At 64.9% G+C, this 12,706-nt stretch carries 11 protein-coding genes; 7 read left to right on the forward strand and 4 right to left on the reverse strand.

From position 1 onward, the window contains the following. Together AC1DRO_RS20970 and AC1DRO_RS20975 are read left to right on the forward strand one after the other, a co-directional pair. Window positions 1–759: HNH endonuclease signature motif containing protein (locus tag AC1DRO_RS20970; RefSeq protein ID WP_476952306.1), on the forward strand; the 759-nt coding region annotated here is incomplete at its 5' end. 143 nt (window positions 760–902) lie between these two features. After that, entirely contained in the window at window positions 903–1,421 is a 519-nt protein-coding gene (locus AC1DRO_RS20975; RefSeq protein WP_476952307.1) for a DUF2087 domain-containing protein, read from the forward strand. A gap of 139 nt (window positions 1,422–1,560) precedes the next feature. Here the strand turns inward: AC1DRO_RS20975 and AC1DRO_RS20980 are convergent, their stop codons facing one another. Continuing rightward, window positions 1,561–1,866, reverse strand: coding sequence for a hypothetical protein (locus tag AC1DRO_RS20980; RefSeq protein WP_476952308.1), 306 nt, complete (start codon window positions 1,864–1,866; stop codon window positions 1,561–1,563). Between the two features lie 385 nt (window positions 1,867–2,251). Between AC1DRO_RS20980 and AC1DRO_RS20985 the strand changes: the two genes are divergently transcribed. The 3 genes from AC1DRO_RS20985 to AC1DRO_RS20995 all read left to right on the forward strand — a co-directional run bounded on the left by AC1DRO_RS20985 (window position 2,252) and on the right by AC1DRO_RS20995 (window position 5,424). Continuing rightward, window positions 2,252–3,754, forward strand: coding sequence for a phospholipase D family protein (locus AC1DRO_RS20985; RefSeq protein WP_476952309.1), 1,503 nt, complete (start codon window positions 2,252–2,254; stop codon window positions 3,752–3,754). 238 nt (window positions 3,755–3,992) lie between these two features. After that, window positions 3,993–4,373, forward strand: coding sequence for a nuclear transport factor 2 family protein (locus AC1DRO_RS20990; protein WP_476952310.1), 381 nt, complete (start codon window positions 3,993–3,995; stop codon window positions 4,371–4,373). 244 nt (window positions 4,374–4,617) lie between these two features. Next, window positions 4,618–5,424, forward strand: a complete 807-nt coding sequence (locus AC1DRO_RS20995; RefSeq protein WP_476952311.1) for an SDR family NAD(P)-dependent oxidoreductase — start codon at window positions 4,618–4,620, stop codon at window positions 5,422–5,424. 85 nt (window positions 5,425–5,509) lie between these two features. Here AC1DRO_RS20995 and AC1DRO_RS21000 read toward each other — a convergent pair whose 3' ends face one another. Then, window positions 5,510–6,370: a 3-hydroxyacyl-CoA dehydrogenase gene (locus AC1DRO_RS21000; protein ID WP_476952312.1), complete on the reverse strand. Its 861-nt coding sequence runs from the start codon at window positions 6,368–6,370 to the stop codon at window positions 5,510–5,512. Between the two features lie 25 nt (window positions 6,371–6,395). After that, window positions 6,396–7,028, reverse strand: coding sequence for a TetR/AcrR family transcriptional regulator (locus AC1DRO_RS21005; protein ID WP_476952313.1), 633 nt, complete (start codon window positions 7,026–7,028; stop codon window positions 6,396–6,398). A gap of 69 nt (window positions 7,029–7,097) precedes the next feature. Here AC1DRO_RS21005 and AC1DRO_RS21010 point away from each other — a divergent pair, with 69 nt between their 5' ends. Both AC1DRO_RS21010 and AC1DRO_RS21015 read left to right on the forward strand, forming a co-directional pair. Further along, window positions 7,098–9,506, forward strand: coding sequence for an alpha/beta fold hydrolase (locus AC1DRO_RS21010; protein WP_476952314.1), 2,409 nt, complete (start codon window positions 7,098–7,100; stop codon window positions 9,504–9,506). A gap of 241 nt (window positions 9,507–9,747) precedes the next feature. Then, window positions 9,748–10,383 carry a hypothetical protein gene (locus AC1DRO_RS21015; RefSeq protein WP_476952315.1) on the forward strand — a complete coding sequence of 212 codons (636 nt, stop codon included), beginning with the start codon at window positions 9,748–9,750 and terminating at the stop codon, window positions 10,381–10,383. Between the two features lie 342 nt (window positions 10,384–10,725). On the opposite strand, the gene AC1DRO_RS21020 is transcribed toward AC1DRO_RS21015, so the two are convergent. Next, on the reverse strand, window positions 10,726–11,397 hold the full coding sequence (locus AC1DRO_RS21020; RefSeq protein WP_476952316.1) for an endonuclease/exonuclease/phosphatase family protein: 672 nt from the start codon (window positions 11,395–11,397) through the stop codon (window positions 10,726–10,728). Window positions 11,398–12,706: the final 1,309 nt, after the last annotated feature.

Genomic DNA, 12,706 nt, shown 5'->3' on the forward strand with positions numbered 1-12,706 from the left:
GGTACGGGGGCGGGAGCTCGTGCGGGGGCGTTTGTTCCGGTCCCGCGGGCGCAGGTCCTGGTCACCGTCCCGGTCCTGTCCCTGCTCGGCGCCACCGACGAACCGGCCGTCCTGGACGGGTACGGTCCGATCCCGCCGTCGATGGCCCGCCGCCTGATCGCCGAGGGCGCCGGTTCCTTCCACCGGGTCCTGACCGATCCCCGGGACGGCGCCCCGCTGGAAATCGGCCGGACCAGCTACCGCCTGACGACGGCCCAGCGCCACTGGCTCCGGCTCCGCGACGGCCGGTGTCCCTTCCCCGGCTGCGGCAACCACTCCCTGGACAACGAGGCAGACCACCTCCTGGCCTGGGCCGACGGCGGCACCACCGGGATCTCGAACCTCGGCCAGCCCTGCCGCAAACACCACCGGCTCAAACACGCCTCCGCCTGGACACCCGCCGGGGCCAGCAGGGACCACCCGCCGGGCTGGACCTCACCGTCCGGACGGCACTATCCCAGTGAACACCAGGACTGGGAACCACCCCACTGGCCCGAGGACTGGGAATCACCCCGCCGGCCCGAGGACTGGCTGCCCCATATCCCGGCCACGTATGAACCCGGCCCCGAACCCGACACCGACACGGACCCCGCTCAAGGCCAGCCCGCGGATCCGGACCCAGACCTGCCCCCGGACCCCTTCCCGGACTGGCACCAATTCACCGCCGGACACCAATTTCCCGACACAGCGCCGGAATACCGCCTGCTGCAACCCATCTGAACGGACAACCGTGAATGTCCGGGCCATCAGCCTGCCGTCTGCGGGCCCTGTCCGCCACACCCGCGCAGGACTACGATTTTGCCTGTTGACCAAGTACCCGTGACCAGCACAGACGGGGGCAAATGCAGAGTGAGGAAAACGCTGTGACCGGAACGACGATGGTGAGTGGACCGCACTGGCGGCGCGTAGTGGCAGCCCTCGCTAACACGGACGCTCGGACCGCCTACGCGCAGATAGTGCTCGGCGCCAAGCTCCCCGACGTGCTTGCTGACCTGAATGACCACCGGCGAAACCGGGCCATCGCTGTCCTCCTTGAGTCAGGACTCGTGGAACGCAATGCCGCCAGTGACCTTGAGGCACCCGAGGCGATCTTCCGCGACCTCCTCAGGCAGCAACCCCGGCGGCAGCCGCAGACCGGATTGGCCCGCTTCATGCGCTTGGGGAGGATCGAGAGGTATCCAGCCAACGTGACGGAACGGCGGGAGCTCCTGGCCTGGATCGTCAGCGAAGCTGTTGAGCCGGGCGAACACCTAACGGAAAAGCAGGTTAATGAACGACTGCTCGGTTATACCGATGACGTCGTCATGCTGCGCCGCTACATGATCGACTTCGGACTATTGGAACGGACGGCCTCGGGTTCCTCATACTCCCGGCAGGCATAATGCGGGCTCCAGGCGGGCATTAGGTGGGCTTTGAACTCGACGCTCTCTTAGCGCCCAAACCTGCCCGAGAGCCAACATTGGCACCCGCGGGATGCAGCGGTTTCTTGTGCCACCGCGAGTCCAGCAGGATTCTCAGCGGTCAGCCCGCGCCCTGGCCCTCGCGGGCCACTTCTTCCAGAATCCTGGCTGTCGGCGCTGCCGTCATCAGCTGCCCGATCACCTCAGGTTTGTCCCACACCTGGCTGCGCAACTTTTCCAGAAAGACGGTAGCGGCGTCCCTGGTGTCGAAATCAAGGAGCACGGCCACGCTGTTCCGGTCCTCTGTGTCCCGGAACAGGCGGACAGCCCGGGCGCCGGAGGCGGCGCGGCCTGCGGGATCGGTGTCGAAGACCTTCTTAAAGGCCTCGTAGTCCCGGACCGGATAGCTAATCTGCAGGGTGAACATCGTCGTTCCTTTCCCTCGGGCTGTGTCAGGACCACGATAGGCCGTCCAGCGTCATCCCGGTAGGGCCGGAGAGCGGCTTGATCCGGTGCTGCGCCGCCTTCCTTACAAGCAATCCCTATGTGTCAGTTCAAGTGGGCGCCCAACACGAGCGGGCGTTCCGCTGGTCCGCTGATACCGGACACCTTTGACCCGGTCGGTGACATCAGGCAGCACAGTCGCTACGTTGAAGATCGGACACTAGTGCCCTGGGCTCGGGCGCCGAAAGAAGGACTGAGTGGACAGTGATGCTGGTACGTGGTTTCTGAGCCGCGCTGAGCGGGGGAATCTGGCCACAGACGTCCACGCGGGCGGTGCCGGATCGCCGCCGTGGTCGGAGGGCAATCTAGTGCGGCCCCTGATTCATGGTGCGACCTACTTCGCCCGGCTGCATGAGGAGTTGACGGCGCTCCAGGCGGGAGACCGCGTGTGGTTCACCGACTGGCGTGGCGACGCCGATGAGCGGCTGCTGGCGGACGGACCGTCGATTGGCGAGGTGCTCGCGGGCTTGGCCGGTGAGGGCGTGGAAGTGCGGGGGCTTGTCTGGAGATCCCATGGAGAGCGCGTATCGGCCCCGATCAGCGGCCGTTCCAATGAGCTCCTAAGCCGTCAGGTCAACGACGCCGGCGGAGAGGTGCTGCTGGATCAGCGTGTACGCGTGTTCGGCTCCCATCATCAGAAGCTCTTCGTCATTCGCCGTCGTGACAATCCGTCGCTGGATGTCGCGTTCGTTGGCGGGATCGACCTTTCCCACAGCCGTCGGGACAACGCCGACCATGCGGGAGACCCGCAAGCGGTGAGCATGGATTCCCGGTACGGGGAACGACCGCCATGGCACGATGCCGCCCTCGAACTGCGTGGCCCCGTGGTGGCAGATGTGCTGGCTGTGTTTGCTGAACGGTGGAATGACCCCCATCCCTTGGACCGGCGCACCCCCTACCGGATGCTGCTGCAACGTCTGGCCCGTATGCCCCGGCACCCCGAACCGCTCCCGGAGGCGGCGCCGCCGCCCCCACCGGCGGGTCCTCATTCCGTGCAGCTGCTGCGCACTTACGGCGTTAGGCGTCCCCCGTTTCCGTTCGCGCCTGTTGGGGAGCGCAGCATTGCCCGCGCCTACACGAAAGCTTTCGCCCGCGCCCGCTCGCTGATCTACGTGGAGGACCAGTACCTGTGGTCGACAGAGGTCGCCGCCGGAATCGCAGAGGCCCTCGACCGGAATCCCGACCTGAACGTGATCGCCGTCGTCCCCCGTTACCCCGACTCTGACGGGCCTCTCGCAGGGCCGGCGGCCCGGATCGGGCAACTGCGTGCCATCAGGATGCTGCGTCGGGTCGCGCCCGACAGGGTCGGCGTGTTCGACCTGGAGAACCGCGCGGGAACTCCGATCTATGTCCACGCCAAGATCTGCATCATCGACGACACCTGGTTCACCTGCGGCTCAGACAACTTCAACCGCCGGTCCTGGACCAACGACAGCGAGCTCACCTGCGCCGTACTCGACACGACTGTCGACAACCGGGAGGCGCCCGGCGCAGACAACAGCCGCGACACTTTCCGGCCGTTGGCCCACGGGCTCCGGCTCCAACTCTGGGCCGAACACCTGGGTCTGGAGCAGAACGATCCACGGCTCGTCCACCCGGCGGCCGGGCTCAAGCTTTGGAACACCACCGCAGACGCTCTCGACCGCTGGCATGAAGCCGGCCGCCGTTCCCCCCGCCCCTCCGGACACGTGCGCCACCACACTCCAGAGCCGGTGTCGTCCCGCCAACGTCTCTGGGCGGTTCCGATGAGCCGCCTCGTCGTTGACCCGGACGGCCGCCCGCGCCGGCTGCGTGGCACTACCCAGTTCTAGGCAAGACGCTGACGGCCGCGAACCAGCAGAACGCCTGAACGTCTCCGGGGACTGTGGCCCCGCCACGCCGCTGAAACGACGGTGAGCACCACGCCGCAGCGGCAGCCCTCCTCGACGTCGTGACTTCTGTACTCAACGGATATAACCTGACCGGCGACGATCCGGTCCACATTGAACCGCGTTCTCCGCCTCATCGATGTGCAGAGCTTGAAGATTTCAATCTTAAGGAGGACTGCCGATGTCCACGCTGAGCAAGGCTGCGCCAGACGTACTCCAGCGCTACTACCGGATCCTGGCCGCCGGCATAGATGCGTTCGACCCCGACGGCGAGCTGCGCACTTTGCTCGTCGACGGCCTCGAATTTGAAGGTCCGATCGCAGGGAAGCGCACAGGGGCCGCCGGATTCTGCCAAGGCGTAAAGGGCTTCATCGCCACGGTGTCGGACCTCGAGATCATCCAAGAGGTCCACGGCGCAGATGGCTCCGCGATACTCTACGACGCCCGCATGCCGGCCGGGTTTGTCCGGCTCGCAGAGTTCTTCCGCTTCGACAACGGCAAGATCTCGACACTCCGGATTCACTACGATCCCGCCGACTACGTGCGACAAGGCGGCCGCTGATCTTCCTCCCCGCCCGAGGCAGACGCCGGCGTCGCGGAATGATTCAGTCTAAATCCGTCCGCGGCGTCGCGACAGACCCCCGATAATTGCCCCGATGCGATGGAACAGCGCCGCTTGGGAACCACCCGGCGGACAACCACCTCGGAACTTTCACCACGCCTGCGCTCTTGCTCTCCCCGGCCGCTGCGCGTATGAGAGAAGCATGGGTTCGCGACGAGATGTCCTCCGCGGTCGCGTGGCAGTCGTGACTGGCTCGACGCGCGGCCTGGGGTTGGCCATGGCCCGGTTGCTGGGGCATCAGGGTGCGACGGTGGTGCTGGCGTCCAGGTCGGACGCCGACGTCGAGGCCGCCGTCGAGCGGCTGCATGCGGAAGGGATCGCGGCATCCGGGCGTCAGTGCGACACCGGTGAGCTGGCCGACGTCGAGGCCCTGCGCGACGAGGCCCTTAGCCGCGGGACGCTCGACATCTGGGTCAACAACGCCGGAGCTTCCGGTGTCTTCGGGCCGACGGCGTCCACGCCGGTCGAGGACTTCACGCAAGTGGTGCGCACGAACATCCTCGGCACGTTCCACGGGTCGAGGGTGGCGTTGCCGGTGTTCATCGGCCAAGGTCGCGGCGACCTCGTCAACGTGTACGGCCACGGCGACCAGGGGCCGGTGGCCCTGCAGAACGCGTATGCGTCAAGCAAGCGTTGGGTCCGCCAGTTCACCGAGACGTTGCGGGTGGAGACCAAGGGCACCGGCGTCCGGGTGCATGGCATGAATCCGGGCCTGGTGATCACGGACATGCTGGGGCACGTCACGTCCCAGCCCGGGTACCAGCATCGACTGGGCGGGTTGCAGGTCGTCGTCGGGCTGTGGGGGCAGACCCCTGACGACGCCGCGCGCCCGCTCCTGGACCTCGTAACGTCGGACGCCGCCGAGTTCCGGTATCTGACCAAGACGACCATGGTGACCCGCGGGGTGCGCAATGTGCTGGCCGGACGCCTCCGTCGCGCCAGGCGCATGCCCCTGGACGTCACCGTCCTGGACACGAACCGCCAGGGCTGACCGGGTCCGTGTAAAAAGCGGTTCCGCAGCCACTCCCGCTCCGCTGGACCGTCCGTCAGCACCGTCCGTCAGCCCATGCGAAGACTTAGTAGGTGTAAAAACCCTCGCCCGTCTCGACGCCGAGCTTGCCCTGGTCGATGTAGTTGTCCTTGAGGTACCGGGCGAAGGCCTGAGATCCGGGGTCTGGCGATGAGGCGGCAATGTTGTAGGCGGTTCCCAGCCCGACGACGTCGTAGATCTGGAACGGACCGCTCGGCGCTCCGGTGGCAATGCGCCACGTCTTGTCGATCGTTTCCGGGCTGGCGACGCCTTGGAGCAGCAGGCCGGCGGCCGCGTTCAGGAGCGGGACCAGCAGGGAGTTCAGCACGTAGCCGGCCTTCTCCTTCCTGATCTCGATCGGCTCCAGCCCGCTGTTTCGCGCGAAGTCGACGACGGCGTCGAAGACTGCGGGATCGGTTTCGGCGGTGCCCATCACCTCGGCGATGTTCTGCGCCCAGATGTTGTTGGCGTAATGGATGGCGAGGAAGCGGTCGGGGCGGCCGGTGGAATCTTTGAGATCACTGGGCAGCAAAGTTGATGAGTTCGTGGCGAAGATGGTCTTGGCGGGGGCCAGGTCTGCGAGCGTGCGGTAGACGTCCCGCTTCACCTCGAGCAGCTCAGGAACGGCCTCGATCACGAGGTCTGCATCGGCGACGGCGTCCCCGAGGTTGGCGGTGAGGCGGAGGTTTTCAAGAGCTGCCTCGGCTTTGCTCTCTCCGGCACCGCCGACGTTGGCCGTCCGGTAGATGCCGACAAGCCGGGCGAAGCGCGCCCGGGCCTTCTCCAGGGCGTCGCCGTCGACGTCGTAGGCGGTGACAGCGAATCCGTGGAAGGCGGCCTGATAGGCGATCTGGGAACCGAGCACTCCGGTGCCGAGCACGGTCAAGGTTTTGATCTGGTGGGGCATGCGGGTTCTTCCTTTCCACCCGGCGCTAGGAACGGCCGGGGTTGACGGACCCGTAGATACTGCGGATCCAGATGGTGGATAACACGTCCAGGGCATGGGACTCCGCGATCGCGGGCATCTCCCGGTTGAGGACGGCGGTGATCACCCGCTCGTTCATGAGATTGAGGCTTACGGCCAGGTCATGGGCGTCGATGCCGTCCGGCGCAGCCCCTCGGGCTTGCTCGGACGCGATGACATCGCTCGAGAAATCGACCCAGGACTGCATCGATTTGGACCAGAGGGCGCGCACCTCGTCGTTGCGGGTCCGCGCTGCAATCACCGCGGTGGCGACGCCGCGATGGGCCACGAACACCTCAACGAACATGCCAATGGAGCGCGTCCAGGCTCCCGCGGGGTCACTTTCGAAATTTCGCGGCAACTCGCTGACCCGGTGTTCCACCTCGGAGACCACCCGGTCCAGAAGGGCCAGCAGCATCTCATCCTTGGACGAGAAGTAGAAGTAGAAGGTGGGGCGCGAGATGCCGGCGCCGCGGGCCAGCTCTTCGATCGAAACGTCGTCGAAGGACCGCTCGCCAAGGAGCGCCTCGGCGGTGGCGAGGATCGCGTCCTGGCGTTCATCCCCCGAGACCCGTGCTGTACGTCTTCCACGTGGAGCCATGCGCCCATCCTAACGCGAGGTATCAACACGGTGTTGACTCTCTCGACTTTAAGTCGATAGCGTGGCGTGATGAGCGCGCACGTGGATGTGTTGATTGTCGGAGCCGGGCTGAGCGGCATAGGTTTCGCGAGCCGGCTGAAACGCGAAACACCAGGGAAGACGTTCGCGATCCTGGAGTCCCGGGGCACGGTGGGCGGCACCTGGGATCTCTTCCGATACCCGGGCGTCCGCTCCGACAGCGACATGTACACGCTCGGCTATTCCTTTCGGCCCTGGGCCGGTGCCAAGGCGATTGCCGACGGCGATTCGATCCGCGACTACATCGAGGCGACCATTGCGGACGAGGGCCTTTCCCCGCAGATCCGGCTGAACACCCGGGTGGTCTCTGCCGACTGGTCCAGCGACACCGCGCTGTGGACGGTGACGGCCGTCCGCACCTCCGAGGGCGAATACCGGCACGGCGACCCGGGACCCGGCACCGCCGAGGCGGTCACGTTCACATGCTCTTTCCTGTCTGTGTGCTCAGGCTATTACCGCTATGACGAGGGGTTTACCCCTGCCATTGAGGGCGCCGACACCTTCGCCGGATCGATCGTCCACCCGCAGCACTGGCCGGCCGACCTCGATTACGAGGGCAAGCAGGTGGTGATCATCGGCAGCGGGGCCACCGCGGTGACACTTGTGCCGTCCATGGCGAAGTCGGCCGCGAAGGTGACGATGCTGCAGCGCTCCCCCACGTACATCGCCCCCGTGCCGTCCCGCGACCACCTGGCCGACCGCCTCCGGGGCAAGCTGCCCGCGCAACTGGCGTACGACGTCGTCCGGGTCAAGAACATTCTCTTTTCGATGTTCACGTACCAGCTCAGCCGACGGCGGCCGGAGACCATGAAAGCGATCCTGCGCAAATCTGCGGTCGCCAAGCTGCCGCAGGGCTTTGCGGTGGACACGCACCTGGCGCCGTCGTATCAGCCGTGGGACCAGCGGGTCTGCGCGATCCCCAACGGGGACCTCTACCGCGCGATCAGCGCAGGCACTGCCGACATCGTCACCGACAGGATCTCCCGGATCACGCCGGACGGGATTGACCTGGTCTCGGGCGGGTCGATCCCGGCCGACGTCATCGTCACGGCGACGGGATTGAATCTGCTGGTGATTGGCGGGATGACGCTCACCGTCGACGGCGAGCCCGTGGACGTGGGCAAGGCCCTGACCTACAAGGGCATGATGCTCGACGGCGTGCCCAACTTTGCGCTCACCATCGGGTACACCAATGCATCGTGGACCCTGAAGGCGGATCTGGTCGCAGGCTACGTCTGCCGGCTGCTGAAGCATCTTGACCGGCGGGGACTGCATTGGGTGGTGCCCGCGGCGCCTGCCGATGTCGCCAACGGTGAGCTGTCCTCCCTGATTGACCTGAAGGCCGGCTACATTTTCCGCGGGGCCGATCAGCTGCCCCGGCAGGGTGCCGGTTCACCGTGGCGGCTGCACCAGAACTACTTCCGAGACTTCGCCCTCCTGAGGGCCGGCAGGTTGACCGACCGGGTCCGTTTCGGTCGGCGCGGACAACGGGTGCGGGCGTCCGGTGGGGCGCCATTTGTGCGCCGGGATCCCCTGGCGCTCCCGGGAACGGGATACGTCGACGTCGCAGGCACGCGGTTGCGCTACCGGAAGACCGGCAGCGGCGACCCCGTGCTGGTCCTGCACGGGATCGGCCAGAGCCTGGAGGACTGGAACGGGCAGCACGAGCGGCTCTCGGCACGCCACGCCGTTTACAGCGTGGACCTTCCCGGATTTGCTTACTCGGAACGGCTTTCCGGGCCGGCGACGTTGGCGAAACTGGCCGACGTCCTGCCGGCTTTCCTCGACGCCGTCGGGGTGCACGAGCCGCTCCCCGTGATGGGAAACTCGCTGGGCGGGGCCGTCGCCATGAAACTGGCTGCCGAACACCCGGACCGTGTCTCGGCGCTGGTTCTTGCGAACAGTGCCGGGTTCGGCAAGGAGGTTGCACTGGTATTGCGCCTGCTCGCGGTCGGGCCGCTCGCTTCGTTGCTGCTGCGTCCGGATCCAGGGGCTTCGCGCCGCACCGTCCAGTCGATCTTCTACGACAAAGCACTCGTGACCGACGCCCGCGTTGACCACGCGTTCGCTTTGTCGCAGCGGGCGTCCCACCGCCAAACCCTCCTCGACGTCGCTCGCGACCTCGGAACCATCTTTGGCGTCAGGGCCGGGTGGCGGAGGGCCCTCCTCGGGGCGTTGGCGCAGTCGGAGACTCCCACGCTCGTGGTCTGGGGCGACCACGACCACATCCTCCCGTTCAGCCACCTCGAGGCGGCAGTGGCAGCGTTGCCACACGCCGAGTCGTACACATTCTCGAAGACGGGGCACATGCCGCAGATCGAACGGCCCGACGAGTTCGCCGCGGTGGTGGAGGACTTCCTGTCACGGGTGCCGGCGGGGAGGCAGGCGGCGGCCATCTGAGGCGTGTGGCGATCGGAAGGCATAAATAACTTGCCCTGGCTGTAATTACTGGCCGTGTCCCGGAAACTTTGCTTTCAAGCGGGGCATTCGGTCCGCCGTCATAAGAATTGGGGGCTACACAATGCATTCACATCGCGCCAGACTCTTCACTGCCGTCACCATCGCAGGTTCTTCCATCGGCCTCGCCCTTGCCGGCTGTGGGCCACAGCCAGGGGCTCCGGCCGCCGCTTCGAGCCTTGTCGTGAGTACCATGGCAGACCGCACGGCGACGTTAACTTTCCCACCTGCTTCCACTGCAGGACCGACGGCAACTGCCGCCAGGGCGGTACCGGCGTCGGAGGTTCCCGCCTCAGCGGGTAAGCACGGGTCTCCCGCGCTGAAGACCTTCACGTTCCCGGACGGACACATCTCGTTCGCCTATCCGGAGACGTGGACCGTGCGAACCGTGCACCCGCCCGCCGGCCTTCCCGGCGTTGAGGTCACCGTTGCTGACGGTGCGGGAAACGATCTGCTCTTCCTGGCCAACGGCGTCACTGCAGGGTGTGCTGGCGGTCCCGTGACGCGTCACGTGTTCGATCACAAGGCAGTTTCCGGAATGACGGCGCCGGACGGCAAGAAGCCCGTCTACGGATTCGCTGTGGAATCCTCTGGTGATGGCGATGCCTACTTCATGGGGCTAACTGATCCCCGGTCGCTGAAGGAGGGCGAAGGCGTCGCATCATGGTGCAATCTCGTCTCCACCGCCAACGCCGGACTGTTCACCCGGGTTCTTTTCGGCGACCCGGGGTTCCCGAACAGGGAGGCCGCGAAGGCCTGGATGGCGACAAACCAATACACCCAACTCAAAGCACTGCTGGTCAGCCTGAGCTACACCTGACGGTCGGACCGAGGATCGCGGTCGCTCGTACCCACGCAGGTGCGAGCGGCCCGATCACGGTCACTTCCCGGTCAGGCCGACACGCAGGCCGGTGGCGCGACGGACGTGTCACCGGAGACAGAAACAAAGGAGATCAACCTCAAAGTCCTCTGATTCCAGTCTGGAAGCATCATCAGGACGGCGGCCCTAACCCGCCGAGCGAGTGGAATGATGCCGGGCTAGAGAACGGGGAAAGATCGGAAGGTCAGTCCAAGCCGGGCTCGCGGAAAGCATGCACCTGGCGCCGGCAATTCGCCACCGCGCGAAGGAAGGTTGCTGGGCCGGCGCCTGACCCGCGTGTTACTAAGCGATGTCCAAGATCAGGGGCATGTGGTCGCTATGCGCCAACCAGTCTTCGGAATCCCCTACTCGGAGATCGGCCGGGATGCCGTCGCTCAGGAATGCGAAGTCAATGTGATGCCCGAATCGGAGGTTCCGGGTGTGAAAGTACGTTTTCGTCGGCTCCGCCCCCTGGTCGTTCACCGCGTCGCGGTGGTACACGCTGCTGAGCCCAAGCCCAGCGAGCTTTTCGACCAGCATGCTGTGGTTCCTCTTGGGATGCGCCCTGTCCCAGACCGTGTTGCTGTTGAAGTCCCCCATTAGCAACGCCCTGCCGCCGGCGAGGAATTCTGCGTTACGGTCGACTATCTCATGGGTCACGCGAACATACCTTAGATCGCGATTCAACTGATGCGCCCAAAGGGCAATGATGTTGAGGCCGTCGATCGAAAAGGGAAGATGCCAGGGCAAATTGGGATCCGCGTGTTCTGAAATTTTGTAGCGAGCGTTGGCGAATCCAATAACTCCGAGACCCTTGTTCAGATTGCTGCCGGTCCATGCCGCGAAGGGTTGCTCAGCCGCGGAAATGTCTTTCTTGGCCACCTCTTGGAGTATGACGACGTCAGGCTGCAGCGCCTCGATCAGGTGCCGTTTCTTGTAGTACGCCATAGAGCAGTTCCACGAGACGATTCTCACTGTGTTCCTTTGTGCTCGGCGAAAGTGATGATGGCATCTTACCGGCGCCACTTGCCGGCGGGGTTCTGGCCGTGGGCGTATGGCAGGCCTCCCGTATCGGCACCGACCTTTGCCTGTAATACCGGGCACAGCCAGCGCCGCGCGTCATTGCGTGCGGGGCAAAATCTCTACCAATTCGCCACTGGCTGCGTCACGTACATCGATGTCGATCCCGCCGTCGCCCCCCGCGTCCGTCAATGGCCTGGGCAACATGCCCTCCCCTATCTCGGTCACGAACAATCAATGACACTGCAGTCGAGTTGAAGTCCGTCTCCAGGATCGTCCTCCAGTCGATTGACGACTTTGAGCTCATGACCACCTCATCTTTCGAGCTTCAACACAGCTTCGTAAGCATCTGAGCTGGCCTCCGGAGCAACCGAAGGCGGGCCTACAGATCCACGGGAATTGATCGTGGTCGATAAGAGTTACTGCCTCCGGCGCAGGAGCGACGGAGGCAACATTTTACGAGCAGCAGTGAGCGGCAACTCCGCTTCGAAGATGTAGATGGACAGGCTACTTGGTACCGAGGACCACTTTCGCTACCGCGTATTTCCGCGATCGCAGGAGCCCGTGCGCGCCATGACATGGACAAACCAGATGGTCCTTTATGCTCCTGTCGTGGTTCCGGATCCGCCTCCTTTTGCTCGCCCTGAGATTTAGAGGCGGCCCAGTCGTGACACCAGGGACTCGATTCTCCAACTGCGCCGCACTGTACGGCCGGAACCTCTCGCGATGCCGAGGGTTTATGTCCCACGTCGGTAGCGAGCCGCCGATGACCTGACACAGGCTGGGCCGTGCTCCAATTCCGGCCAGAACGGAATGAAGGTGCAGGGTGGAAATGGGGGTGGTCCTGACTCAAACCGTCACAAGCAACCGGCGAGTCGTGGGTGGTCCTGGTTCAAGCCGTCACACCGGTCCTGAATCAAACTGCCATAGTCAGAATTGGGACTGAGGACCACGCGGCGCCTATGGTCGGTGAGTCGCAAAAGTAGCTTCAGGTGACCCCAGTTGGCCCCTCTTTACAGCTGATATGTAGGTGTTCTTGTCAATAGGGCAAGGGTGAGCGGTCCAGGGCTGGTTTGTCTTGGACCGCTCTTTTCGTATCCGTTCTTCGGCGTCGTCCGGTTGGCTGGCGCGTCATGTTCGACGAGGGAGCGCTGTCTGGCTGATATGCGCGGGTTGGTTACCGCAGGACGAGGTGTTCGGCTGGAGGGGTGCCGCTGGTCTAGGAATGTCGGGCGTCACCGGTGTTAGCCGGTTGTCCATAGTT

This window comes from Arthrobacter sp. P4_F11 (genome assembly GCF_056401395.1).

Bases quoted from the DNA above. Each gene is read 5' to 3' on its own strand.
- AC1DRO_RS20980 (WP_476952308.1), bottom strand. From the start codon at position 1,866: ATGTTCACCCTGCAGATTAGCTATCCGGTCCGGGACTACGAGGCCTTT.
- AC1DRO_RS20990 (WP_476952310.1), top strand. From the start codon at position 3,993: ATGTCCACGCTGAGCAAGGCTGCGCCAGACGTACTCCAGCGCTACTAC.
- AC1DRO_RS21000 (WP_476952312.1), bottom strand. From the start codon at position 6,370: ATGCCCCACCAGATCAAAACCTTGACCGTGCTCGGCACCGGAGTGCTC.
- AC1DRO_RS21005 (WP_476952313.1), bottom strand. From the start codon at position 7,028: ATGGCTCCACGTGGAAGACGTACAGCACGGGTCTCGGGGGATGAACGC.
- AC1DRO_RS21010 (WP_476952314.1), top strand. From the start codon at position 7,098: ATGAGCGCGCACGTGGATGTGTTGATTGTCGGAGCCGGGCTGAGCGGC.